Below are 24,250 nucleotides of genomic sequence, written 5' to 3'. Positions count from 1 at the left end.
CAGCCGTGGGGAGACCATGACCGAGGCCAACCACGCCCCTACGGGCCACGCTCCGAACACCCCGCCGTCGCCGGCCTCGACGGACCCCGTGAAGCCCGCAGACGGGGACGGGCGGACGGGTGGCACGGGAGCGGCGGATCAAGCTCCCGCAGGGTGCCCGAAGCCGTTGCACGACCCCGACCCCTACAGCACCCCTCCGTACGGCGAGCCGGGCCCCTGGGCGCCCGCACCGCCCGTCCAGCACCCGGCGGCCCAGACCACGCCCATCCCCGCCCCCACGGCCCCCTGGGGCACCGCGCCGGCGGCTACTGCCCCGGCATCGAGCGCTCCCACCCTCCACGTTCCGGCCCCCGGCGTTCCGGGCCCTGGCGCCCCGGCCCCCGGCACCTCAGCCCCCGGCGCCCCGGCTCCCGGCACTCCCGCCCCTGGCGCCCCGGCCCCCGGCACCTCAGCCGCCGACGTCCCGGCCCTCGGCACGGCAGCCCCCGGCGTCCCGGCTCACGGCACTCCCGCCCCTGGCGCCCCGGCCCCGGCCCCCGGCAGCGCAGCCCCCGGCGCCCCGGCCCCCGGCAGCGCAGCCCCCGGCGCCCCGGCCCCTGGCGCCCCGGCTCACGGCACTCCCGCCCCAGTCACCACAGCCCCCGGCGCCCCGGCCCCTGGCGCCCCGGCCCCCGCCACCTCAGCCCCCGGCGCTCCCACCCCCACCCCCACCCCCACCGCCGGCGCCCCCGCCACCCCCACCCCCCTCAACCCCCAGCCCTCCCCCCACCCCCCAGCGGCCCCGGAACGGCGTTACGACCCCTGGGTCGCCGCGGCGGCCGAAGAGCAGGTGCTGACGCCGGGGCCCCTCCAGCAGACCGGAGTCCGGGTGCTGACGGAGGAGCAGCGGAGTCGGCGGGGGAGGCGGTTGCTTGTCGGGTGGAGTCTGGTGATCGCCGTGGTGTCCGGAGGCATCGGCGGGGTCGCCGGGGCCTGGGTCGAGCGGGCGCGGTCGGAAGGCGAGGTGCGGCTGCCGCAGCCGGGGCGCGTGCCCGCGGGGCGGGCGCCGGACAGCGTGGCCGGGATAGCGGCGCGTGCGCTGCCCAGCGTCGTCACCCTGCACGTCAGCGGCACCGACCAGGCGGACACCGGCACCGGCTTCGTGCTCGACACCCAGGGCCACATCCTCACCAACAACCACGTCGTCGCGCCCGCCGGAGCGAGGAGCGGCGCCGTCTCGGTGACGTTCAGCAGCGGGGACACCGTCAAGGCGAAGATCGTCGGACGCGACAGCGGTTACGACCTCGCCGTCGTCCAGGTGCACGGCGTGCGCGGGCTCACCCCGCTGCCCCTCGGCAACTCCGACGACGTCCGGGTCGGCGACCCCGTCGTCGCCATCGGCTCCCCCTACGATCTCGCCAACACCGTCACCTCCGGCATCATCAGCGCCAAGGAACGGCCCATCACGGCCGGTGGGGAGAAGGGCGACGGCAGCGACGTGTCGTACGTCGACGCGCTGCAGACCGACGCCCCCATCAACCCGGGCAACTCCGGCGGCCCGCTCCTCGACTCCCGGGCCCGGGTGATCGGCATCAACTCGGCCATCCGTTCCGCCGACGGCGGCACCGACCCGCAGAGCGGCCAGGCCGGCTCCATCGGGCTCGGCTTCGCCATCCCCGTCAACCAGGCCAGGCGCGTCGCCGAGGAGCTGATCGACGACGGCCGTGCCACCCACCCCGTGATCGGCGTCACGCTCGACATGGCGTACACCGGCGACGGCGCCCGTATCGACAGCCGGAGCGCGGGCGGCGGCCCCGCCGTACGCACGGGCGGCCCCGGCGACCGGGCCGGGCTCGCGGCGGGCGACGTCATCACCGAGGTCGACGGACAGCGCGTGCACACGGCCGAGGAGCTGATCGTGAAGATCCGCGCCCACCGGCCCGGCGACCGGCTACGGCTGACGGTCCGGCGCGACGGCACGGACCGGGAGATCCGGCTCCGACTGGGCGCGGCGGAGCAGAACTGACGCACGTCTCATTGCGGGACGGTACCGGTCGGACAGGAACGCCGGGTACCGTTGAGCGACCGAGGACATCGCAAGGAGCGTCAGGTGTTCAATGACATAGGGCCAATGGAGCTGCTGACGATCATCGTCATCGCTGTGCTCGTGTTCGGTCCGGACAAGCTCCCGAAGGTCATCCAGGACGTGATGCGCACGATCCGGAAGATCCGTGAGTTCTCGGAGAGCGCCAAGCAGGACATCCGCAGCGAACTGGGCCCGGAGTTCAAGGACTTCGAGTTCGAGGACCTCAACCCCAAGACGTTCATCCGCAAGCATCTGGACAGCGACGAGCTGGGGCTGAAGGAGATCCGCAACGGCTTCGACCTGAAGAAGGAGATGGCCGAGGTCACGGACGCGGTGAAGAGCTACGACACCGATGTCCCGGCGTCGCCCGCGTCCTCCTCGTCACCCTCCTCGCCCGTCGCGCCGGCACCGCGCGTCGACATGACGAAGAAGCCCGAGGAGCCGGTGCAGGACGACCGCCCGCCGTTCGACGCGGACGCCACCTAGCCGCTCCCGCGCGCCGGTTGCCGACACGCGCGCGCGGGCGCACGCGCGCACGTGACGCGTTTCATAACAGGCACCCGTCGCACACGGCCTGAACAGGCCGTTCGCGCGACCCACGCATCCAGCGCCTGCCCTGCGCCTCTCACCGGTGTGGATATGCTGCCGAGTTGTTGTGCGGACCGGACGAGTACGCCCGAAGGGGGGCGGGCCACCGCTGGTCCGACGAGAGCGAGGAGGCGTCCGGGCAGATGGAGACGACGAGTCGGGTGGGCGCACAGGCGCCGGTCGCGGAGGGTGCGCAGCAGTTCCCCTCCGCCCGGCGCACGGTCGACGGTTATCTGCAGGCTCCCTTCCCGTGGTACGGCCTCGACGAGGCGTTCACCGGACCGCGCTGGCTGATGCAGGTCGGTACGACGGCCGACGGCGCCGTCGAGCACGGTTCGATCGGGCACGGCGACGAGCCCTCCGTCCGGGGCGAGGCCGTTTCCGCCGGTGAGCCGCGGGAGAAGTTCGCGGTGGTCGTCACCGTCGCCGCGCAGCCGTCCCGCAGGAGCGCCGACGGCACGGGACTGCTGGAGGCCACGTCGGTGTCCTCGGCGGCGTGGCTGGCCGGGGTGGGGCTGCTGTCGTTCACCTGGCCGGGGCAGATGGACCACAGCCTGCGGGACGACTGGCTGGAGCAGCAGACGGAGACGGCGTGGGCTCTGGCCGACGATCTGGAGGGGCCGGAGTGGAGCCGGCTCTCCCTGCCGGTGGACGGGGTGGCGTCCTCCTTCTACTACCGGGAGTCCGAGTTCGGCTGGGTGCTGGCCGGTTCCACCGGGGCGGGCGTGCACCTGGGGGCGTACGGGCGGGGGATGAGCGCGTACGGCCTGGGGTTCGCGGTGGTGAAGGACGTCGCCGCGTACGCGTGACGTCCGCTCACGCAGGAACGAAGGGGCACCGATCCGTATCGGCGCCCCTTCGTCGTCGGGGTCTTCGAGGAGTCCTCAGAACTTGTTCTTCGGCGTGATGCCCAGCGACAGCCCCGACAGGCCCCGCTGCCGGCCGCCCAGCTTCCCGGCGATCGCCTTCAGGGCGCTGCCCGCCGGGGAGTCCGGGTCGGTGAGGACGACCGGCTTGCCCTCGTCGCCGCCCTCGCGGAGGCGGACGTCGATCGGGATGTTGCCGAGGACGGGGACCGTCGTACCGGTCGTACGGGTCAGGCCGTCGGCGACCAGCTGGCCGCCGCCCGTGCCGAAGACGTCGACCATCTCGCCGCAGTGCGGGCAGGGCAGGCCGGACATGTTCTCGACCACGCCGACGATCTTCTGGTGGGTCTGCACGGCGATGGAGCCCGCGCGCTCGGCCACCTCGGCCGCCGCCTGCTGCGGGGTCGTCACGACCAGGATCTCGGCGTTCGGGACCAGCTGGGCGACGGAGATCGCGATGTCGCCGGTGCCGGGCGGCAGGTCCAGCAGGAGGACGTCCAGGTCGCCCCAGTACACGTCCGCGAGGAACTGCTGCAGGGCCCGGTGCAGCATCGGGCCGCGCCAGACGACCGGGGCGTTGCCCGGGGTGAACATGCCGATGGAGATGACCTTCACGCCGTTCGCGGACGGCGGCATGATCATGTTCTCGACCTGCGTGGGACGGCCGTCGGCGCCCAGCATGCGCGGCACCGAGTGGCCGTAGATGTCGGCGTCCACGACACCGACCTTCAGGCCGTCGGCGGCCATCGCCGCCGCCAGGTTGACCGTCACCGAGGACTTGCCGACGCCGCCCTTGCCGGAGGCGACCGCGTAGACGCGGGTGAGGTTGCCGGGCTTGGCGAAGGGGACCTCGCGCTCGGCCTGGCCGCCGCGCAGCGCCGAAGCCAGCTCCCTGCGCTGCTCGTCGCTCATCACGTCGAGGGTGACGTCGACGCGGGTGACGCCCTCGACCCGGGAGACCGCCTCGGTGACGCGCTGGGTGATGGTCTCGCGCATGGGGCAGCCGGAGACCGTCAGGTACACGGTGACCGCGACCGCGCCGTCCTGCCCGATCTCCACCGATTTGACCATCCCCAGTTCGGTGATGGGGCGGTTGATCTCGGGGTCGTTCACCGTCGCCAGTGCCTTGCGCACCGCGTCTTCCGTAGCCATGAGAACGATGGTACGGCGCGCCGAGGGGCGTCCGGGATGCCCCTCAGCGGTCGTCTGTGTCACGTCCCGGAGAACGTTCCGACCGTTCTGCCGGGAATACGACATGGCCGGGATGCCCGTCGTGCCGTCGCCGCTCGTCCAGCTCCTTGACCAGGTCCTGCAGCTCGGAGCGGATCCAGTCGCGGGTCGCGACCTCGCCGAGGCCCAGCCGCAGCGAGGCGATCTCCCGGGTCAGGTACTCGGTGTCGGCGATGGACCGCTCGTTCTGCTTGCGGTCCTGCTCCAGGTTGACCCGGTCGCGGTCGTCCTGCCGGTTCTGCGCGAGCAGGATCAGCGGCGCGGCGTAGGAGGCCTGCAGGGACAGCACCAGCGTCAGGAAGATGAACGGGTACGGGTCGAACCGCAGATGGCTGGGCACGGTGATGTTCCACGTCAGCCACACGAAGATGACGACCGTCATCCAGACGATGAAGCGCCCCGTGCCCAGGAAGCGGGCGATGCGCTCCGACAGCCGGCCGAAGGCCTCCGGGTCCCACTCGGGCAGCACCCGGCGGCGCGGCGGGCGCGGCTGGTCCAGCCGGGCGCGGGGCCGGGTGGCGGCCGTGGCCCCCACGGGGTGGCGTTCACGGGTCGCGGTGTCACGCTCGGGAGCCATGGCTGCCCACCCCCTCGTTGTTCTCGTCGTCCAGGTGGAACTCCGTCTCCCGCCAGTCCTCGGGGAGCATGTGGTCCAGCACGTCGTCCACGGTGACCGCGCCGAGCAGCGCCCCGGACTCGTCCACCACGGGCGCGGCGACCATGTCGTACGTGGCGAAGAACCCGGCGATCAGGCGCAGCGCCGCGCCCGGCGCCAGCGGCTGCAGGTCGGTGTCGACGATGGAGCTGACCAGGTTGTACGGCGGCTCGCGCAGCAGCCGCTGGAAGTGGACCGTGCCCAGGTACTTGCCGGTCGGCGTCTCGTCCGGCGGCCGGCAGACGTAGACCTGGGCGGCGAGCGCCGGGGACAGGTCGGGGTTGCGGACCCGGGCGAGGGCGTCGGCGACGGTGGCGTCCGGGCGCAGCACGATCGGCTCGGTGGTCATCAGACCGCCGGCCGTGTGCTCCTCGTACGACATCAGACGGCGCATGTCGGCCGCGTCGGACGGCTGCATCAGGCTCAGCAGCCGCTCCTTGTCCTCCTCGGGCAGCTCGCCGAGCAGGTCGGCCGCGTCGTCGGGGTCCATGGCCTCCAGGACGTCCGCCGCGCGCTCCTCCTTCAGCTTGCCGAGGATCTCGATCTGGTCGTCCTCCGGCAGCTCCTCGAGCACGTCGGCCAGGCGGTCGTCGTCCAGCGCGGCGGCCACCTCGGCGCGCCGCTTGGGGGAGAGGTGGTGCAGCACGTTGGCGAGGTCGGCGGGGCGCAGCTGCTCGAACGTGGCGAGCAGGCTCTCGGCGCCCTGGCCGTGCTCCTCCAGGGAGAAGCCGGTGACGGCCGACCACTCCGCGGTCAGCGTCTCGCCCTTGGCGCGCCGGAAGGCCCCGCCCTTGCGTCCCTTGCGGACGAAGACGCGGTCGACCTCCCAGTCGCGGCGGGCGGGCAGCTGCTGCACGGACACGTCGAGGACGGTCACTTCCTCGCCGGTCTCCACCAGCGTCACCCGCCGGTCCAGCAGCTCGCCGAAGACCAGCCGCTCGGTGGGCCGCTGCTCGAAGCGCCGGACGTTCATCACGCCGGTGGTGATGACCTGTCCGGACTCGATGCCGGTGACCCGGGTCATGGGCAGGAAGATGCGGCGCCGGGTGGCCAGTTCGACGACCAGGCCGAGCAGCCGTGGGGGCCTGCGGCCCACGCGCAGCATCACGACCAGGTCGCGCACACGGCCCACCTGGTCGCCGCTCGGGTCGAAGACGGGGACCCCGGCGAGGTGCGAGACGAAGATCCGGGGGGCGCCGGCTGCCATGGCTCTGCTTCCTCTGCTGATGTGGCCTGCGAATCGCCCAGTGTTCGGGTGTTCCGCTCTCTTTGTGAATTGATCAGTGAATTGCTCGGATTTGCCCGCTCGGGTGCGCTTCAGGCTAGCCCGTACCGGTCGGATACGCCCTGGTGGCGGGTCCGGACGGACTCGCTCCGCCGGGCGGCCGAGGCACCGGTACGCTGCGGTCCACCGCTCAGGAACCGTCAGAAAGGCGACCCCACCTGTGACTGCGACTCCCCAGGGCCGTACCCGCCGGGCCGCGCTGGTGGCCGCGATCTGCGCCGGCGCCGTCGCGGGCGCGTCGGTGCTCACCGGGTGCGGCGGCGAGGATCCGGACGCGGGGACGAACGGCGTGGGCAAGCTGCCCCCCGACAGGATCCAGGCGAAGACGCGGGCCGCGGCGTCGGCGGCATCGGCGGTACGGCTGTCCGGCACGGTCGTCACCAGCGGCCGTACGTACACGCTGGACATGCGGCTCAAGGACGACGGCGGCACCGGGTCGGTGACGTCGAAGGGGGCGACCTTCAAGCTGCTGCGGGTGGGCAGGCAGCTGTATCTGAAGGCCGACGCGGACTTCTGGAAGGAGGCCGACGGCAAGGACGGCGGCGACGACGCGGCGGGCAAGCTGGACGGCAAGTACGTCAAGGTGCCGCAGGGCGACCCCGCGTACAAGAAGTTCAGCGGCTTCACGGACAAGGACGTCCTCCTCGACGGACTGCTCACACTGCACGGTTCGCTGGCGACGGACGGGCACCACGACGACGCGGGTACCCGCACCATCCGCATCACCGGCGACAAGGGCTCCGGCGGCAGCCTCGACGTCTCCCTGGAGGGCACCCCCTATCCGCTCCGCCTGGTCCGCGCGGGCGGCGCGGGCACCCTGAGCTTCACCGACTGGGGCAAGGACTTCGCCGTGACCGAGCCGGCGAAGGGCCAGACCGTGGACTACGGCCGGCAGCTCCCGGCGTCCTAGTCCTTCAGGCGGGTCCACTCACGCGGGGGCCGCGCAGGGACCGGCACCGCCGATCACCGCCGCCGTGGCCGATCACCGTTGCTGCGGAGAAGGGGTGGCGGGGAATCAGAGGGCGCCGGTGCCGAACCGGGACCGGTCCCCGCCGCTACTTTCGTTTCCGCCGCTTCGCAAGCAGCCGCGGCAGGCCCGCCGGGATCGGCATGCGCGTGGTCGCCGGCGTCGGAACCGGCGGCTGAGCCAGGCTGCCGGAAGGCAACGGCGCCAGGGCCCCGGCCGGAGTCAGGCGCAGCACCCGGCACTCGCGGGCCCAGCGGGCCGGCATCTGCTCGCCGTCGGGAGCGTTCAGGCGCTTGCCCTTCAGCTCGGCGACGGCCGCCTCCCACTGCTCGGAGCCGGGGGCCGGCTCGGAGACGGTCGCCGGAAACGTCACCAGCCGGCCGCCCTTGTCCTTGCTGCGCACGGTGACCTCGGCGGTTCCGCCGTCGACCAGCCCCTCGAGAGGCTGCTCACCGGACCCGTCGCCGACCAGGCACACCGCGCCCTCGTGCCACACGTGCCACAGCGCCCGCGCGGCAGCGGCGCCCGCGCCTTTCACCCAGACGAGGCCGGACTTCTTCGAGGCCTCCTCGATGAGGGCCCGGTCGAGCAGCTCACGTGTCATGTGCCCAGCCTATCCAGCGCCCGGTCACAGCCAGCCGTTGCGCTTGAGCACCCGGTGGATGCCCACACACATGGCGACGGTGACGCTCAGAACCAGCGGATAGCCGTACTTCCAGTGCAGCTCCGGCATGTGGTCGAAGTTCATGCCGTACACACCGGTCACCATCGTCGGCACGGCGATGATCGCGGCCCAGGCTGTGATCTTGCGCATGTCCTCGTTCTGCGCGACGGACGCCTGCGCCAGGTTCGCCTGGAGGATGGAGTTGAGGAGCTCGTCGAAGCCCAGCACCTGCTCCTGGACCCGGGCGAGGTGGTCGGCGACGTCCCGGAAGTACTTCTGGATGTCCGGGTCGATCAGCCGCATCGGCCGCTCGCTCAGCAGCTGCATGGGCCGCAGCAGCGGCGCCACCGCGCGCTTGAACTCCAGCACCTCGCGCTTGAGCTGGTAGATCCGCGCCGAGTCCACACCGCGGGACACCCCGCCCTTGCGGCCCGGGGAGAAGACCTCGGTCTCCACCTCGTCGATGTCGTCCTGCACGGCGTCGGCGACCGCGATGTAGCCGTCCACGACATGGTCGGCGATGGCGTGCAGCACGGCCGAGGGGCCCTTGGCGAGCAGCTCCGGGTCGTCCTGCAGCCGGTGCCGCAGCGCCCGCAGCGAGCCCTTGCCGCCGTGCCGGACGGTGATGAAGAAGTCCCGGCCGGTGAAGCACATGACCTCGCCGGTCTCGACGACCTCGCTGTTGGCGGTGAGCCGGTCGTGCTCGACGTAGTGGATGGTCTTGAAGACGGTGAACAGCGAGTCGTCGTAGCGCTCCAGCTTGGGCCGCTGGTGCGCCTGCACCGCGTCCTCCACCGCCAGCGGGTGCAACCCGAACTCGGTCGCGATACCGGCGAATTCGGCCTCGGTCGGCTCGTGCAGGCCGATCCACACGAAGCCGCCGTCGCGCCGCACCAGCCGCATCGCCTCCTGCGGGCTGAGCGGCCCCGCGCTCGTCATCCGCCGGCCGTCCCGGTAGACGGCGCAGTCCACGACGGCCGAGGACGTGGCGGGGTCGCGGGTGGTGTCGTACGACGACGGGCCGGTCTCCTTGCGCAGCGAGACGCGGGACGGACGGACCACGGCGCGCAGATCACGGATCATCGACATGGGCAGGCTCCTTCGCGACAGGCAGCGAAAGACCGCGGGCGACGGCTGGAACTACCCGGAATGGGGACGTCCTGACTGCGGGATGTTTGGCACGTCCACAAAGCGGGGAGCACCGCACCGTCGCGGTGGCGACTTCGCTACTGATGCAGAACTGTGGCGATCCGGCGGATCACACGATCAGACGGACCGGGCAAAGCGGTACGACGTGCTCTTCCGAAGGGCGACACGCACGGGAAGGCAGCAGCAGCCAGCCAGAAACCAGCCAGTGACTACATCAGCGGGCGGAAGAGCGAGTGGTACTGCACGGTCGACTTCGATCCATGACAGCCCCACCTCCTCCGGCCGGTCCCTCGTAAGGGAGTCTCAGGTGCCGGGACTTGACGGCATGCTCGGCATGCTGTCCCGAACCACCGGCTCAGCGTAGCAGCCGCCCGAAGTGTCAAGGCGCTGCTTTGCCCGCTACTGACGAGTTCTATGCTCACCGCATGGTTGATGTTCTTCCCCTGGTCGAGGCACGGCTGACCACGGCGCTGGGCGAGCCGGACGCGCGCGCCGCCGTCACCTTCCTCGGCACGGACCGCGTCGAGGTGCTCCGGTTCCAGGAGGGGGACGTCCTCAGGTACGCCACCCTCGGCATGTCCGCGCACCCCATGACCGACCCCGCCGCGATGCTCGCCGACCCGGTCAGGGGCCCCCGCGCCGAGCTGGTCCTCTCCGTCCGCGCGGGCGGCGCCGACACCGACAAGGTGCTGCGCCCGCTGGCCGTGCTGGCCGCGTCCCCGCAGGTGGAGGGCGTGATCGTGACCCCGGGCGCCTCCCTGGACGTGGGTGAGCCGCTGTGGCCCGGCGCCCCCTTCACCTCGGTCCTGGTGGGCGAGCCCGGCGGCCTGGTGGAGGATCTGGAGCTGGAGGAGCCGATGGAGCCCGTACGGTTCCTGCCGCTGCTGCCGATGACCCCGAACGAGGCCGCCTGGAAGCGGGTGCACGGCGCCCAGGCCCTCCAGGAGCGCTGGCTGAGCAACGGCACGGACCTGCGCGACCCGGTCCGCCGGTCCGTCCCGCTCGACTGATCCGGCCGTGACCGATCTCACCAACGCGAGCGCCTGACCGGTCAGTTGGCGAAGACGGTGACCGAGTCCTCGGTGGCGTGCGCCGTCGCGTGCGCGGCCGCCTCGTGGGTCAGGGCCCGGCGCCGTACGACCACCACGAGCGCGCCCAGCAGCGCGGTGACCGCCGCCACCAGGAACGGCACGTGGATGTCGCTCCACTCCTCGAGCTTCGGCGCGAAGTAGGGCGCGGCGGCGGCCGCGAACCAGCGGACGAAGTTGTAGCCCGCGCTGGCCACCGGGCGCGGGGCGTCCGACACGCCGAGGGCCAGCTCGGTGTAGACGGTGTTGTTCACGCCGATGAAGGCGCCGGACAGGACCGTGCAGACGATCGCGGCGGTGTGGTCGCCGTAGCCGAGGACCAGGACGTCCGCGGCGAGCAGCACCAGCGAGCCGCCGAGCACCTTCAGCGAGCCGAACCGCTCCTGCATGCGCGGCGCCACGATCACGGAGAAGACAGCCAGCAGCACACCCCAGGCGAAGAACACCGCGCCGGAGCGGTACGGGGTCATGTTCAGCACGAACGGCGTGAAGGCCAGCACCGTGAAGAACGTGTAGTTGTAGAAGAACGCCGAGACCGCCGCCGAGGCGAGGCCGCCGTGGCCGAGCGCCCTGACCGGGTCCAGCACCGAGGTCCTCCGGGCCGGCTTCGGCTGCTCCTTGAGGAACGCCGTGATGCACAGGAAGCCGATCGCCATCAGCGTGGCCGTGCCGAAGAAGGGGTAGCGCCAGCTCATGTTGCCGAGGACCGCGCCGAGCAGCGGGCCGCAGGCCATGCCGAGGCCGAGCGCGGACTCGTAGAGCAGGATCGCCGCCGCGCTGCCGCCGGCCGCCGCGCCGACGATCACCGCGAGCGCGGTGGAGACGAACAGTGCGTTGCCGAGCCCCCAGCCCGCCCGGAAGCCGACCAGCTGGCCGACGCTGCCCGAGGTGCCGGCCAGACCCGCGAAGACGACCACGAAGGCGAGGCCGAGCAGCAGCGTCCTGCGGCCCCCGATGCGGCTGGAGACGAAGCCGGTCAGCAGCATCGCGACCGCGGTGATCAGGAAGTACGAGGTGAAGAGCAGGGACACCTGGCTGGGGGTGGCGTGCAGGCCCTGCGCGATGGACGGCAGGATCGGGTCGACCAGGCCGATGCCCATGAAGGCGACGACGGAGGCGCCGGCCGTGGCCCAGACAGCCTTGGGCTGCCGCAGGAGTTCCATGTTCTCTCCGCTCTCTCCAACAAGTTAGCTCGGCTAATAAGTGTAATCTACATCGATTGGGGATCCGTTCGGTCCTGGAAGACCCGTTCCCTCCGGACGGGTGATCGTCCTTGACGTGGGCGGGCCGGGGTAGGACCGTGGAGCCCTATGAGGGGCGAACCCAGTTGCCCGAGGTGCGGTGGCCGGGTCAGGGCGCCCGGTCTCTTCGCCGACGCGTGGCAGTGCGACGTGCACGGTCCGGTGTATCCGCTGCAGCCCGTGATCCCGCCCAGCGTCGAGGCCCTCGCTGCGGTCGTGCACCGCACGCACGTTCCGCTGTGGATGCCCTGGCCGCTGCCGGTCGGCTGGCTCTTCACGGGCGTGGCCTACGCGGGCGACGACCGCAGCGGCGGCCGCGCGACCGCCGTCGCCTGCTCCGGACCCGGCCCGCTCGGCGGTCCCGGTGAACTCATCCTCGTCGCCGAGGAACTCGGCGTCGGCCTCGGCGCGCGGTACGCGGGCATCGACGGCCCGGACCCGGGGTCGTACATGAACGTGGAGAAGCCGCCCCAGGCCAAGGTGCTGGCCGCGGGTCGCCCGACCCCGCTCTGGCACGTCTACCGCACCCCCGACGACCGGGCCGTCTTCGCCGGCGAGGCGCTCGGCATGTGGCTGTGGGCGGTGATCTGGCCCGAGCAGGCCGCCCTGCTCATGTACGACGAGCTGGTGCTGACGGATCTGCGGGACGCGGGGGCGGAGCTGGATCTGGTGCCGTGCGGAGCGTTGTCGCCGCGCTTGCTTCGGCCGTAGGGCCCACTGGGGTGCCGGGTTCTCGCCGTTGGCGGGTGCGGGTGCGTGGTGGGTTGCTCGCGCAGTTCCCCGCGCCCCTTAGGGGGTTGCAGTAAAGGGTGCTTGCGGGGTTCGGGTGTGACAGGCGGCTGCGAAACACCGGTATCCTTAGGTGTCCCCTTCCGCCCGTCGTTGCCTGGAGTCTGTGTGCGTATCGATCTGCACTGTCACTCCACGGCCTCCGACGGTACGGACACGCCGGCTGAGCTGGTGCGCAAGGCGCGGGCTGCCGGGCTGGACGTCGTGGCGCTGACCGATCACGACACCACTCGTGGGTATGCCGAGGCCATCGGTGCGCTGCCCGAGGGGCTGACGCTGGTCACCGGTGCCGAGTTGTCCTGTCGCGTCGACGGCATCTCCATGCACATGCTGGCCTACCTCTTCGACCCCGAGGAGCCCGCCCTGCTCGCCGAGCGCGAGCTGGTGCGCGACGACCGGGTGCCGCGGGCCAAGGGCATGGTCGCCAAGCTGAACGCGCTGGGCGTGCCGGTCACCTGGGAGCAGGTCGAGCGGATCGCGGCCGGCGGTTCCGTGGGGCGCCCGCATGTCGCGACCGCGCTGGTCGAGCTGGGCGTCGTACCGACGGTGAGCGACGCGTTCACCGAGGAGTGGCTGGCGGACGGCGGCCGGGCCTACGTGGAGAAGCACGAGACCGACCCCTTCGAGGCGATCCGGCTGGTCAAGAACGCGGGCGGAGTCTGCGTGTTCGCGCACCCGGCAGCCGCCAAGCGCGGGCGTACGGTCCCCGAGGCGCGCATCGCGGAGATGGCCGAGGCCGGCCTGGACGGCATCGAGGTCGACCACATGGACCACGACGCCGACGCCCGCGACCGGCTGCGCGGCCTGGCGAAGGACCTGGACCTGCTGGTCACGGGCTCCTCGGACTACCACGGCAGCCGCAAGGACGTCGCGCTGGGCGCGTACACGACCGACCCCGAGGTGTACGGGGAGATCACACGGCGGGCGACCGGGGCGTTCCCCGTCCCGGGCACCGGCGGAGCCTGAGGCCCTCGGCGGCCCTCCCGCGCCCGTAGTTCACCCTTTTCAGCAAGGCCAGTACTTCCCCCATGTTCGACATCGCCGTCTTCGGCTCCCTGTTCCTGACCCTTTTTGTCATCATGGATCCCCCTGGGATCACCCCGATCTTCCTCGCCCTGACCGCCGGCCGTCCGGCCAAGGTGCAGAAGCGGATGGCCTTCCAGGCCGTGTGCGTCGCGGGCGGGGTCATCGCCACGTTCGGCGTCCTGGGGCACCAGATCCTCGACTACCTGCACGTCTCCGTGCCCGCGCTGATGATCGCGGGCGGTCTGCTGCTCCTGCTGATCGCGCTGGACCTGCTCACCGGCAAGACCGACGAGCCGAAGCAGACCAAGGACGTGAACGTGGCGCTCGTACCGCTGGGCATGCCGCTGCTGGCCGGGCCGGGCGCGATCGTGTCCGTGATCCTGGCCGTGCAGAAGGCGGACAGCGTGTCCACGCAGATATCGGTGTGGACCGCGATCCTCGCGATCCACGTCGTGCTGTGGCTGGTGATGCGTTACTCGCTGCTGATCATCCGGGTCATCAAGGACGGCGGTGTGGTGCTGGTGACGCGGCTCGCGGGCATGATGCTCTCCGCGATCGCCGTCCAGCAGATCATCAACGGGATCACTCAGGTGATCCGGGGGAGCTGAGCGCGTCGTCTCGGCTCCCCCGGAAAGCTTGAGTGTGACGTCCCCGTTACGAGGCCGGGGTCTCGGCCGGGCGGATCCACAGGCGCTGCCCGATGGCGGCGGCCTGCTGAACGATCCGGTTGACGGAGGCGGCGTCCACGACGGTGCTGTCCACGGTGGTGCCGTCGACCTCGTCGAGTCGCATGATTTCGAAGCGCACAGGCTTCTCCCTTCGTCTGGTCATCCTCCTGAGGAGAACTACTTGGCGGACCGGACGTGTCCCCGGTCTCGTAGAGAGTCAACGTGCTGCTTGTTACAAACATTCCCTACGCTAAATAAATTTTTCGAACGTCTAATGACTGACGGGTAAGCGGACGGACGGGGGACCGACCGGGAGCGGTTGTGTTCACAGCGTGACCGCCGGGACAATGGGGGCGATGAACGACGACCTGGCCGCCCTGGGCGCCCGCATCGACCACACGAACGAGCTGCTCGAACGCATGCTCGCCGAGGTGGCGAAGACGCCCTCGACCCACGCGATCTTCGTCGACGCCGGGTATCTGTACGCGGCCGCGGGCCGGCTGGTCGCGGGCACCGAGGACCGCCGGGCCTTCGACCTCGACGCCGAGGGACTGATCGACGCGCTCATCGACCGGGCCCGCCAGGTCTTCGCCGACAGCCGCCTGCTGCGCGTGTACTGGTACGACGGCGCCCGCCGCCGCATCCACACCGCCGAGCAGCAGAGCATCGCCGAACTCCCCGACGTCAAGGTCCGTCTGGGCAACCTCAACGCCAACAACCAGCAGAAGGGCGTCGACTCGCTGATCCGCGGCGACCTCGAATCACTGGCGCGGCACCGCGCGATCAGCGACGCCGCCCTGCTCGGCGGCGACGAGGACCTGGTCTCGGCGGTCGAAGCCGCGCAGGGCTACGGCGCCCGGGTCCACCTGTGGGGCATCGAGGCGCCCGAGGGCCGCAACCAGGCCGAGCCGCTGCTCTGGGAGGTCGACAGCCAGCGCACCCTCGACCTGGAGTTCTTCAAGCCGTACGTCTCCCGCCGCACGGCCGCCGCCTACGACGCCGCCGCCGGCGCCCGCCCCACCCGCGACGACGTCCGTTTCGTCGGCGCGCAGATCGCCGCGAAGTGGCTGGTCTCCCGGGGCCGCGAGACCCTGGTCGAACTGCTCCCCGGCCACCCCTATCTGCCCGGCTCGGTCGACCAGGACCTGCTGGTCGAGGCCGAGGGCCTGCTCCAGTACTCCCTGCGCGGCCAGGCGGACCTGCGCCGCGCGCTCAGGGACGGCTTCTGGGAGCATCTGCAGGCGCAGTTCTAGAAGCGAGTACTAGCGCTGTTCGCTGGTCCCGCTCCTGGTCCCGCTCTCGGTGTCGTCCCAGAAGTCGGCGAGGGCCTGGGCCGTGGCGAGGGGCTGGTCGGTGTTGGGGGAGTGCTCGGCGCCGTCGATCACCGTCCGGCGTGCGCCGAGCCGTGCCGCCATGCCGTCCAGCAGGGGCAGCGGCCAGGTGTCGTCCCGCGCGCCGGACAGGACGTGCAACGGCAGCGGTACGGTGGCCAGTTCCGCCACGCGGTCCGGTTCCGTGCACAACTGGCGCCCGGTGGCGATCAGTTGGGCGGGCTTGGTGCCCAGCCAACGGCGCCGCAGGTCGTCCCGGTCGTCCAGCCCGCTGTCGAGCGCGTGCGTCACGGTGTCCTCCGGCGCCTCCATCGCCTGGATCGCCTCCCACACCTCCGCCATGCCCATCACCGCGAGCGCGTCCCGCAGCAGCTTCACCCGCTGCTGCTGGGGCTCCGAGATCTGCGCGGGGCCGGAGGACATGAGGGTGAGTGAACGGAAGGGCGCGTGGTCGAGCAGTACGGCCGCCCGTGCGATCTGCCCGCCGAGCGAGTGCCCGAGCAGATGCACCGGCTCCCCGAGCGCCTCCGCCTGCGCCAGCACGTCCCGCGCCAACTCCTCCTGCGCGTACGCCGATTCGTCGGTCTCGGGCCCGTCCGACTCGTACTGGCCGCGCCCGTCGACGGCCACCGTCCGGTACCCGCGCCGCGCGAGCGGCACATGCAGCGGATTGAAGTCCTCCTTGCTCCCGGTGAACCCCGGCAGCAACAGCGCCACCCCACGCGGCTCGACCCCGTCGGCCACGGGAGCGTCCACGACGGCGAACTCCCCCCGCACGGTCCGCAAAAAGTACGCACGGGCACCCGAAGGCGGGACGAAGGTGGCGGGCCTGCTCATGGGGAGAGGTTATCGGGCGATGCAGGGAGCTGCCGGAGCGTGGGGAGGGGGAGGGACGGAGGGGGCGGGGACGCAGTCGCAGAGGTCCTGGTCTCGGGGATGCGGGTGGAGCGGTGCGTGGGTGGGGACGGTGGCCGCGGGGGTCTGGTCCCGGGGGTGCGGGTGGAGCGGTGCGTGGGTGGGGACGGTGGCCGCGGGGGCCTGGTCTCGGGGGTGCGGGCGGGGTGATGTGCGGGCCTCGTCCCGGGGGCGCGGCCGTCGGTGACGGCGTGGGCGGGGGCGGAGACGCGGAGGGCCCGGTCCGGGGGCGCGGGTGCGGTGATGTGCGGGCCTGGTGCCAGGGGCGCGGGCGGGGCGATACGTGGCGGCACGAGGGCCTGGTCCCGGGGGTGCGGGACGAGGCGGTGCGCGGGCGGGGGCGGAGACGCGAGGGCCTGATTCCGGAGGGTCCGGGACGAGGCGGTGCGCGGGCGCGGGCGGCGGCGCGAGGGCCTGGTTCCGGGTGTGCGGGACGAGGCGGTGCGCGGGCGGGGGCCGAGATGCGGAGGGCCCGGGTCCGGGGGTGCGAGTGCGGTGATGCGTGGGGGCCTGGTTTTGGGGGCCGGGCGGGGTGATGTGCGGGCGGGGCCGGAAACGCAGTGGGCCTGGTGCCAGGGGTGCGGGCGGGGCGATACGTGGCTGGGACGGCGGCGCGAGGGTGGTCCCGGGTGTGCGGGACGAGGTGGTGCGCGGGCGGGGGCGGAGATGCGGAGGGCCCGGGTCCGGGGGTGCGAGTGCGGTGATGCGTGGGGGCCTGGTTTTGGGGGCGGGGCGGGGTGATGTGCGGGCGGGGTCGGAAACGCAGTGGGCCTGGTGCCAGGGGCGCCGGAGGGGCATGCGTGGACGGGGACGGAAACGCGAGGGCCCGGTCCTGGTGAGTGGACCGGGCCCTCGTGTGCGTCCGTCGGTGACGGTGTGCCGGATCAGCCTTCTGCGGCCTCGACGACCGCCGTCGCCTTACGCGTACGACGGCGCGGCTTGGTCTCCGGCTCCTCGCTGGCCTGCGCCGGGATCTCCGCGGCGACGGCCTTACGGGTCCGGCGCACCTTGGGCGCGGCCACCTCGCCGTCCCCGTCCGCCTCGACGACGGCAGCGGCCGTCTTGCGCGTGCGGCGGGGCTTGGCCTCGGCTTCGGTCGCTTCCGTGGTGGTGGCGGCCGTCTTGCGCGTCCGGCGCGGCTTGGCCTCGGCCTCCGTGTCCGCCGGGGCGGCCTCGGTGGCGGCGGCTGCCGTCTTCCGGGTGCGGCGCGGCTTGGCTTCCGTGCCTTCGGCGGTGTCCACGGCCGTCTCGGCGGCGGCTGCCGTCTTGCGGGTCCGGCGCGGCTTGGCCTCGGCTTCGGGGGCCTCCGTCGTCTCCGGAGCAGCGGTTGCCTTCCGGGTGCGGCGCGGCTTGGCTTCCGTGCCTTCGGCGGTGTCCACGGCCGTCTCGGCGGCGGCTGCCGTCTTGCGGGTCCGGCGGGGCTTGGCCTCGGCCTCGGGGGCGTCGGTCGTCTCCGGTGCGGCGGCGGCCTTCTTGCGGGTGCGGCGCGGCTTGGTCTCCGCCTCCGCCTCCGCCTCCGCCTCCGCCTCCGCCGGGGCCGCCTCGGTGACGGCGGCTGCCGTCTTCCGCGTGCGGCGCGGCTTGGTCTCCGTGCCCTCGGCCGTGTCGACGGCCGTCTCGGCGGCCGGCTCGGCCGTCTTGCGCGTACGACGGCGCGGCTTGGCCTCCGTGGCCTCCACGGGGGCGGCCTCGGCCTGGGGCTCGGCGGCCACAGGGGCCGTCTCCGAGACGGGGACCGTCTCGGTCACGGCCGGCTCCGCCGACTTGCGGGTGCGGCGGCGGCGCGGCTTCTCGGGTGCCTCCGGGGTCTCCAGCAGGGCCGGCCCCTCGGCCGTGTCCACCGTCTCCACGGCGGCATCGGCGGCCGTCACCGGCTGGGCCGGCGCTCCGCCGCGCGTGCGGCGACGGCGGCGCAGGGTGCGCTGCTCCCCGGCCTCCTCGGCGACCTCGCCGGCGCCGGACTCGGCGGCCGGCGCCGCGGTGGTCGCGGTCGCGTCGAGCGGGGTCCCACCGCGGGTGCGGCGGCGCCGGCGCGGCGTACGGGCCGTACGCTCGCGCTCGCGCTCGCCGGTGCCGGACTCGGGACGGGCGTCCCGCTCGCCCCGGCCACCACGGGCGCGACCGCGGGCGCCACGCCCGCCGGTCTCGCCGAGGTCCTCGAGCTCCTCCGCCTCCAGACCGGCACGGGTCCGCTCCGAGCGCGGCAGGATGCCCTTGGTGCCCTCGGGGATGCCCAGGTCGGTGAACAGGTGCGGGGAGCTCGAGTACGTCTCCACCGGGTCGTTGAAGTCCAGCTCCAGCGCCTTGTTGATCAGCTGCCAGCGCGGGATGTCGTCCCAGTCGACGAACGTGATCGCCGTACCCTTGTTGCCCGCGCGGCCCGTACGGCCGACCCGGTGCAGGTACGTCTTCTCGTCCTCGGGGGACTGGTAGTTGATGACGTGGGTGACGCCCTCGACGTCGATGCCGCGCGCGGCCACGTCGGTGCAGACCAGCACGTCGACCTTGCCGTTGCGGAAGGCGCGCAGCGCCTGCTCGCGGGCGCCCTGGCCGAGGTCGCCGTGGACCGCGCCGGCGGCGAACCCGCGGTGCTGGAGCTGCTCGGCGATGTCGGCGGCCGTGCGCTTGGTCCGGCAGAAGATCATCGCCAGTCCGCGGCCATCGGCCTGCAGGATGCGCGCGACCATCTCGGGCTTGTCCATGTTGTGCGCGCGGTAGACGAACTGCTTGATGTTCGCGACCGTCACGCCCTCGTCGTCCGGCGCGGTGGCGCGGATGTGCGTGGGCCGCGACATGTAGCGGCGGGCGAGGCCGATGACCGCGCCCGGCATGGTCGCCGAGAACAGCATGGTCTGCCGCTTGGCCGGCAGCATGTCGATGATCTTCTCGACGTCGGGCAGGAAGCCCAGGTCGAGCATCTCGTCGGCCTCGTCGAGGACCAGGCACTTGACGTGCTTCAGGTTCAGCTTCTTCTGGCCTGCGAGGTCGAGCAGTCGGCCCGGGGTGCCGACGACGACGTCGACGCCCTTCTTCAGGGCCTCCACCTGCGGCTCGTAGGCCCGGCCGCCGTAGATCGCCAGCACGCGCACGTTACGGACCTTGCCGGCCGTCAGCAGGTCGTTGGTGACCTGGGTGCACAGCTCACGCGTGGGGACGACGACGAGGGCCTGCGGGGCGTCGGTGAGGGCCTCGGGGGCGGCGCGTCCGGCCTCGACGTCGGCGGGGACGGTGACGCGCTCCAGGAGCGGAAGACCGAAGCCCAGCGTCTTGCCGGTGCCGGTCTTGGCCTGGCCGATGACGTCCGTGCCGGAAAGGGCGACGGGGAGCGTCATCTCCTGGATGGGGAAGGGAGTGATGATGCCGACGGCCTCCAGGGCCTCGGCGGTCTCGGGAAGGATCCCGAGGTCTCGAAATGTGGTAGTCAGGGTCATGCCTCTTCTGTGTGCGCGGCGCGAGGCGAGCGCGGGGGTCATGTGCGACCGTGCCGGGGACGTCGGCTGCCGTACGGGCGAGCCACTCAAGGCAAGCCGTATGACACGGGACCTCTGCCGACGCTCTAGCGCTCGTACCGCTGAGGGTGTCCCTCCGGTCGTCGCACGGACTGTGCCGTACGGCCACGGAGGGCTGTCGGGTCGGAGCCGATCGGGCCACCGACCGGGCATCCTCATACGTGCGGCCTGTGCGGAGACGTCGAACATCGTCGACGCACTCTGGCAGGCGCATTACCACCATACCCCGGATTCGCGCACATGCGATGGCCGATTTGGTCACGTCGTGGTGGTCACACTGATCCGACGGGGCCTTCCGGCGCCACGCGAGCGGGCTATTGTGCGCCTCATGACTAGCTCTGACAAGCCTGAGAACGAGTCCGCCGCACCCACCGGCGTCGCCGCCAAGGACTGGGCGCAGGCCTCCGCCGACCCGCAGTACCGCGCCGCCGTCGTGGATCTGCTCGGCGCGCTCGCGTACGGCGAGCTCGCGGCGTTCGAGCGGCTCGCGGAGGACGCGAAGCTCGCGCCCACCCTCGCGGACAAGGCGGAGCTGGCGAAGATGGCCTCGGCCGAGTTCCACCACTTCGAGCGGCTGCGGGACCGGCTGACCGAGATCGGCGAGGAGCCGACGGCGGCGATGGACCCGTTCGTGGCCGCGCTGGACGGCTTCCACAAGCAGACCGCGCCCTCGGACTGGCTGGAGGGCCTGGTCAAGGCGTACGTCGGCGACTCGATCGCCAGCGACTTCTACCGCGAGGTCGCGGCGCGCCTGGACTCGGACACGCGCGAGCTGGTCCTCGCCGTCCTCGACGACACCGGGCACGCCGGGTTCGCCGTGGAGAAGGTGCGCGCCGCCATCGACGCCGACCCGCGCGTGGGCGGCCGGCTGGCGCTGTGGGCACGGCGGCTGATGGGCGAGGCCCTGTCGCAGTCCCAGCGGGTGGTCGCCGACCGGGACGCGCTGTCGACGATGCTCGTGGGGGGCGTCGCCGACGGGTTCGATCTCGCGGAGGTCGGGAAGATGTTCTCGCGGATCACCGAGGCGCACACGAAGCGCATGGCTGCGCTGGGCTTGGCGGCGTAGCGCTCTGTGGGGCGGGTGCGGGTCAGTTGCGCGGCTGCGGGTCCGTTTCGGCCGGTCGCGCAGTTCCCCACGCCCCTGACGGCTCGGCTTCGCCTACGCCGTCAATGATCGTCGGCGGAGCGGGCGCAGCAGGAGCGACAGGGACGCCGTCGAGATGATCGCGGCGCCCAGGAGGCTCAGCCAGGCGGCGCCGGGGCCGAGGGCGGTGTGGGTGACGAAGTCGCCGAACAGGGCGCCCGCGATGCCCGTGCACAGGACCAGCGGGCGGGTCGGCAGGCGGTGGGACAGACGGTAGGCCGCCGCCGAGGCGAGGACGAGACCGAGCACAGCGGATCCGAGTGCTTCCAGGATCATCTCCGGGTCCCTCCCACGGCGCGTCTGCGTTGACGGTCGTCGTGCGTCCTACCCGTGACCTGCGGAGTTCAATCCTCCGCTGTGGAGGAGTTGTGCTCCGCTTGTGTGCACCTTCCACGCGAAAGGGCCCGGCGACTCGCGGCCGCCGGGCCCTTGTGCATGATGTCCGCCTACAGCGCGCCGAAGCCCACCTTGCGGACGGTCGGCTCGCCGATGTCCACGTACGCGAGGCGGTCGGTCGGGACCAGGACCTTGCGGCCCTTCTCGTCCGTAAGGCTCAGCAGCCCCGTCTTCCCGGCCAGCGCCTCGGCGACCACACGCTCGACCTCCTCGACGCTCTGAGCGCTCTCCAGAACGATCTCGCGGGGCGCGTGCTGCACGCCGATCTTGACCTCCACGGCTATGTCCCTCCGACGGTCACTGATGTGCGCGATCTTCCGCGCCCTACTTCAGCACACATTAGCCCGGTGAGGGGACGTACACGCTCCCGGCCGGAACGCCATCAGCGAACAGGCCGCCGGAGCCCGTACGAGCGTGTCAGTGGTGTTCGCTGCCGTGCAGCGGGAAACCGGCGATGCCCCGCCAGGCCAGCGAGGTCAGCAGCTGCACCGCCTGGTCGCGCGGCACACTGCGGTCGCTGTGCAGCCAGGAGCGGGCCACCACCTGGGCGAGGCCGCCGAGCCCGGAGGCGAGCAGCATCGACTCCGCGCGCGACAGGCCCGTGTCCTCGGCGATGACGTCGCAGATCGCCTCGGCGCACTCGTTCGTGACCTTGTCGACGCGCTCGCGCACCGCGGGCTCGTTCGTCAGGTCCGACTCGAACACCAGCCGGAACGCGCCGCCGTCGTCCTCCACGTAGGCGAAGTAGGCGTCCATGGTCGCCCGGACGCGCTGCTTGTTGTCGGTCGTCGAGGCGAGCGCGCTCCGCACGGCCTGGATCAGCGACTCGCAGTGCTGGTCCAGCAGGGCGAGGTAGAGGTCGAGCTTGCCGGGAAAGTGCTGGTAGAGCACCGGCTTGCTCACGCCGGCCCGCTCGGCGATGTCGTCCATCGCCGCGGCGTGGTACCCCTGAGCGACGAAAACCTCCTGGGCGGCGCCCAGCAGCTGGTTCCGTCGGGCTCGGCGCGGCAGACGGGTGCCACGCGGGCGTGCCGCCTCAGTTTGCTCGATGGCTGTCACGCCGCCTCCCAAAGTCGTCCATTTCGCGGTGTCGCCGCGCGGCCATCGTACTTTTCGGTAACCGTGCTGTGCGCGGTGCGAGCGCAGAATTTCACGTACCGGACGGCTGCGGAAGCCGCAGCGGGGTGCTCGTGGGGCCGTGGGAGTCGGCCGAGGTCAGCGGTAGTCGTCCTCGTCGAGCGCGACGACGCGCGCCTGTTCGACCAGATCGGCCTCGTTCGCCCGGTCGGGATCCACGGCCGTCAGGGGGTCGTCGCGGTCCGGCGCGATGTCGGCGTGCTGCTCGGCGGCGTCCACCTCGTTGGCTTCGACGCCGATCTCCGGGGCCGTCTCGGCCTCCAGGTCCTCGATCGTGTCGGGTTCGGTGGGGTCATAGGCCATGGTGGGCTCCCTTCCTACGAATGTCCCTGGAAACAGCAGGGGCCACATACGGGTGCCCTCTGTACGAGCCTAGGAGACAGCAGATCCGGACGCCATGCCGTCTCGCCCGTTCGCAGCCCCCCGTTCGCCGACGGCGCTCCCTGTCCGCCGCCGGCTCCGGTCCGTCACTCCTGTCCACCTTCCCGTGAGACAGCACCTGTGACGGCGAACACATGAACCGCGACGTGATCACCTCGTAACATTGCCGCATGTCTTCGACCGAGTCGCCGTCCGTATCGGCCGCCAGTGTCCTTCCCAGGGTGGCGCCCGTCCGGGTCGGCGAGGGCGAGCGGCTCCGTTCCGTGCGGCTGCCCGGAGTCACCCTGTCGATCCGTTCCCGCCGTCCCGCCCGCGAGGGCCTGCCGCCCGCCCTGTACGTCCACGGGCTCGGCGGTTCCTCGCAGAACTGGTCGTCGCTGATGGCCGAGCTGGACGGCGTCGTCGACGGCGAGGCGGTCGACCTGCCGGGCTTCGGCGACTCCCCGCCCCCGGACGACGGGAACTACTCGGTCACCGGGCACGCGCGCGCGGTGATCCGCTATCTCGACGCGTCCGGCCGCGGCCCGGTCCACCTGTTCGGCAACTCGCTCGGCGGCGCGGTCACCACGCGCGTGGCCGCCGTACGGCCCGACCTGGTCCGTACGCTCACGCTCGTGTCGCCCGCCCTGCCGGAGCTGCGCATCCAGCGCACCGCGGCGCCGACCGCGCTGCTCAGCGTGCCCGGTGTGGCCGCCCTGTTCACCCGGTTCACCAAGGAGTGGACGGCCGAGCAGCGGGTGCGCGGCGTCATGGCGCTCTGTTACGGCGACCCCGCGCGCGTGTCGCCCGAGGCGTTCCAGAACGCCGTGGCCGAGCTGGAGCGGCGGCTGCAACTGCCGTACTTCTGGGACGCGATGACCCGCTCCGCGCGCGGGATCGTCAACGCCTACACGCTCGGCGGACAGCACGGGCTGTGGCGCCAGGCCGAGCGCGTGCTCGCGCCGACCCTGCTGATCTACGGCGGCCGTGACCAGCTGGTCGGCTTCCGCATGGCCCGCCGGGCCGCCCGCGCCTTCCGCGACTCCCGCCTGCTGTCCCTGCCGGACGCCGGGCACGTGGCGATGATGGAGTACCCGGACGTGGTGGCCACCGCGTTCCGTGAACTGCTCGCGGACACGGCGAACGCCACCGCCGACGCGGGCACGAGGAGCTGAGG

24 protein-coding genes are annotated in these 24,250 nt (G+C 72.1%); 11 read left to right on the top strand and 13 right to left on the bottom strand.

All coding sequences use genetic code 11. The features are described from left to right. Positions 1-16: 16 nt before the first annotated feature. The 3 genes from AB0950_RS00800 to AB0950_RS00790 all read left to right on the top strand — a co-directional run bounded on the left by AB0950_RS00800 (position 17) and on the right by AB0950_RS00790 (position 3,462). A complete protein-coding gene (locus AB0950_RS00800) occupies positions 17-2,005 on the top strand; it encodes a trypsin-like peptidase domain-containing protein (protein ID WP_366777496.1) in 1,989 nt (662 codons plus the stop codon). A gap of 84 nt (positions 2,006-2,089) precedes the next feature. Beyond that, the gene (locus AB0950_RS00795; protein ID WP_360574875.1) at positions 2,090-2,551 is read left to right on the top strand and encodes a sec-independent translocase; all 462 of its coding nucleotides are present in this window, start codon (positions 2,090-2,092) and stop codon (positions 2,549-2,551) included. A gap of 245 nt (positions 2,552-2,796) precedes the next feature. Further along, positions 2,797-3,462: a hypothetical protein gene (locus AB0950_RS00790; RefSeq protein ID WP_360154567.1), complete on the top strand. Its 666-nt coding sequence runs from the start codon at positions 2,797-2,799 to the stop codon at positions 3,460-3,462. A gap of 75 nt (positions 3,463-3,537) precedes the next feature. Here AB0950_RS00790 and AB0950_RS00785 read toward each other — a convergent pair whose 3' ends face one another. The 3 genes from AB0950_RS00785 to AB0950_RS00775 are packed head-to-tail and all read right to left on the bottom strand — an operon-like array spanning position 3,538 to position 6,611. Beyond that, positions 3,538-4,671, bottom strand: a complete 1,134-nt coding sequence (locus AB0950_RS00785; RefSeq protein WP_366777494.1) for an Mrp/NBP35 family ATP-binding protein — start codon at positions 4,669-4,671, stop codon at positions 3,538-3,540. A 43-nt stretch (positions 4,672-4,714) separates the two neighbouring features. Further along, positions 4,715-5,326 (bottom strand): DUF1003 domain-containing protein, encoded by a 612-nt coding sequence (locus tag AB0950_RS00780; protein WP_360154573.1) that lies wholly within the window; start codon positions 5,324-5,326, stop codon positions 4,715-4,717. Continuing rightward, entirely contained in the window at positions 5,310-6,611 is a 1,302-nt protein-coding gene (locus tag AB0950_RS00775) for a CBS domain-containing protein (RefSeq protein ID WP_360154576.1), read from the bottom strand. Before AB0950_RS00775 ends, AB0950_RS00780 begins: the two co-directional genes overlap by 17 nt. Positions 6,612-6,849: 238 nt before the next feature. On the opposite strand from AB0950_RS00775, the gene AB0950_RS00770 reads away from it, so the two are divergent. Continuing rightward, entirely contained in the window at positions 6,850-7,599 is a 750-nt protein-coding gene (locus AB0950_RS00770; RefSeq protein ID WP_360154579.1) for a hypothetical protein, read from the top strand. 145 nt (positions 7,600-7,744) lie between these two features. On the opposite strand, the gene AB0950_RS00765 is transcribed toward AB0950_RS00770, so the two are convergent. Both AB0950_RS00765 and AB0950_RS00760 read right to left on the bottom strand, forming a co-directional pair. After that, entirely contained in the window at positions 7,745-8,260 is a 516-nt protein-coding gene (locus AB0950_RS00765; RefSeq protein WP_366777493.1) for a hypothetical protein, read from the bottom strand. Positions 8,261-8,284: 24 nt separating this feature from the next. Next, positions 8,285-9,409 (bottom strand): magnesium and cobalt transport protein CorA, encoded by a 1,125-nt coding sequence (locus AB0950_RS00760; protein ID WP_360154585.1) that lies wholly within the window; start codon positions 9,407-9,409, stop codon positions 8,285-8,287. A 485-nt stretch (positions 9,410-9,894) separates the two neighbouring features. Here AB0950_RS00760 and AB0950_RS00755 point away from each other — a divergent pair, with 485 nt between their 5' ends. Beyond that, positions 9,895-10,479: a suppressor of fused domain protein gene (locus tag AB0950_RS00755; RefSeq protein ID WP_360154588.1), complete on the top strand. Its 585-nt coding sequence runs from the start codon at positions 9,895-9,897 to the stop codon at positions 10,477-10,479. A gap of 41 nt (positions 10,480-10,520) precedes the next feature. Here AB0950_RS00755 and AB0950_RS00750 read toward each other — a convergent pair whose 3' ends face one another. Next, positions 10,521-11,720, bottom strand: coding sequence for an MFS transporter (locus AB0950_RS00750; RefSeq protein WP_360154591.1), 1,200 nt, complete (start codon positions 11,718-11,720; stop codon positions 10,521-10,523). A gap of 147 nt (positions 11,721-11,867) precedes the next feature. On the opposite strand from AB0950_RS00750, the gene AB0950_RS00745 reads away from it, so the two are divergent. From AB0950_RS00745 to AB0950_RS00735, 3 genes are all read left to right on the top strand, one after another. Continuing rightward, a complete protein-coding gene (locus tag AB0950_RS00745) occupies positions 11,868-12,509 on the top strand; it encodes a DUF6758 family protein (protein WP_360154594.1) in 642 nt (213 codons plus the stop codon). A gap of 186 nt (positions 12,510-12,695) precedes the next feature. Next, entirely contained in the window at positions 12,696-13,553 is an 858-nt protein-coding gene (locus AB0950_RS00740) for a PHP domain-containing protein (RefSeq protein WP_360154597.1), read from the top strand. Between the two features lie 62 nt (positions 13,554-13,615). After that, positions 13,616-14,221, top strand: coding sequence for a MarC family protein (locus AB0950_RS00735; protein WP_360154600.1), 606 nt, complete (start codon positions 13,616-13,618; stop codon positions 14,219-14,221). A gap of 46 nt (positions 14,222-14,267) precedes the next feature. On the opposite strand, the gene AB0950_RS00730 is transcribed toward AB0950_RS00735, so the two are convergent. Beyond that, the gene (locus tag AB0950_RS00730) at positions 14,268-14,420 is read right to left on the bottom strand and encodes a hypothetical protein (protein WP_330337947.1); all 153 of its coding nucleotides are present in this window, start codon (positions 14,418-14,420) and stop codon (positions 14,268-14,270) included. 208 nt (positions 14,421-14,628) lie between these two features. Here AB0950_RS00730 and AB0950_RS00725 point away from each other — a divergent pair, with 208 nt between their 5' ends. Continuing rightward, the gene (locus AB0950_RS00725; protein WP_360155266.1) at positions 14,629-15,534 is read left to right on the top strand and encodes an NYN domain-containing protein; all 906 of its coding nucleotides are present in this window, start codon (positions 14,629-14,631) and stop codon (positions 15,532-15,534) included. 9 nt (positions 15,535-15,543) lie between these two features. On the opposite strand, the gene AB0950_RS00720 is transcribed toward AB0950_RS00725, so the two are convergent. Then, positions 15,544-16,449, bottom strand: a complete 906-nt coding sequence (locus tag AB0950_RS00720; protein ID WP_366777492.1) for an alpha/beta hydrolase — start codon at positions 16,447-16,449, stop codon at positions 15,544-15,546. 962 nt (positions 16,450-17,411) lie between these two features. Beyond that, positions 17,412-19,958, bottom strand: coding sequence for a DEAD/DEAH box helicase (locus AB0950_RS00715; RefSeq protein ID WP_366777491.1), 2,547 nt, complete (start codon positions 19,956-19,958; stop codon positions 17,412-17,414). A gap of 406 nt (positions 19,959-20,364) precedes the next feature. Between AB0950_RS00715 and AB0950_RS00710 the strand changes: the two genes are divergently transcribed. Further along, the gene (locus tag AB0950_RS00710) at positions 20,365-21,102 is read left to right on the top strand and encodes a ferritin-like fold-containing protein (protein ID WP_360154611.1); all 738 of its coding nucleotides are present in this window, start codon (positions 20,365-20,367) and stop codon (positions 21,100-21,102) included. A 93-nt stretch (positions 21,103-21,195) separates the two neighbouring features. On the opposite strand, the gene AB0950_RS00705 is transcribed toward AB0950_RS00710, so the two are convergent. The 4 genes from AB0950_RS00705 to AB0950_RS00690 all read right to left on the bottom strand — a co-directional run bounded on the left by AB0950_RS00705 (position 21,196) and on the right by AB0950_RS00690 (position 23,016). Next, positions 21,196-21,456 carry a hypothetical protein gene (locus AB0950_RS00705; protein WP_360154614.1) on the bottom strand — a complete coding sequence of 87 codons (261 nt, stop codon included), beginning with the start codon at positions 21,454-21,456 and terminating at the stop codon, positions 21,196-21,198. 170 nt (positions 21,457-21,626) lie between these two features. Beyond that, the gene (locus tag AB0950_RS00700; protein ID WP_330337942.1) at positions 21,627-21,854 is read right to left on the bottom strand and encodes a DUF3107 domain-containing protein; all 228 of its coding nucleotides are present in this window, start codon (positions 21,852-21,854) and stop codon (positions 21,627-21,629) included. Between the two features lie 139 nt (positions 21,855-21,993). Further along, positions 21,994-22,635, bottom strand: coding sequence for a TetR/AcrR family transcriptional regulator (locus AB0950_RS00695; protein ID WP_103817680.1), 642 nt, complete (start codon positions 22,633-22,635; stop codon positions 21,994-21,996). A 156-nt stretch (positions 22,636-22,791) separates the two neighbouring features. After that, entirely contained in the window at positions 22,792-23,016 is a 225-nt protein-coding gene (locus AB0950_RS00690; RefSeq protein WP_330337940.1) for a hypothetical protein, read from the bottom strand. Positions 23,017-23,264: 248 nt separating this feature from the next. On the opposite strand from AB0950_RS00690, the gene AB0950_RS00685 reads away from it, so the two are divergent. Beyond that, a complete protein-coding gene (locus AB0950_RS00685) occupies positions 23,265-24,248 on the top strand; it encodes an alpha/beta hydrolase (RefSeq protein ID WP_360574871.1) in 984 nt (327 codons plus the stop codon). Positions 24,249-24,250 lie beyond the last annotated feature (2 nt).

The organism is Streptomyces sp. NPDC007189 (genome assembly GCF_040703635.1).
Lineage (GTDB): Bacteria > Actinomycetota > Actinomycetes > Streptomycetales > Streptomycetaceae > Streptomyces.
Note: the sequence above shows the minus strand (reverse complement) of the source record. Positions and strands in the feature narration are given on the sequence as shown.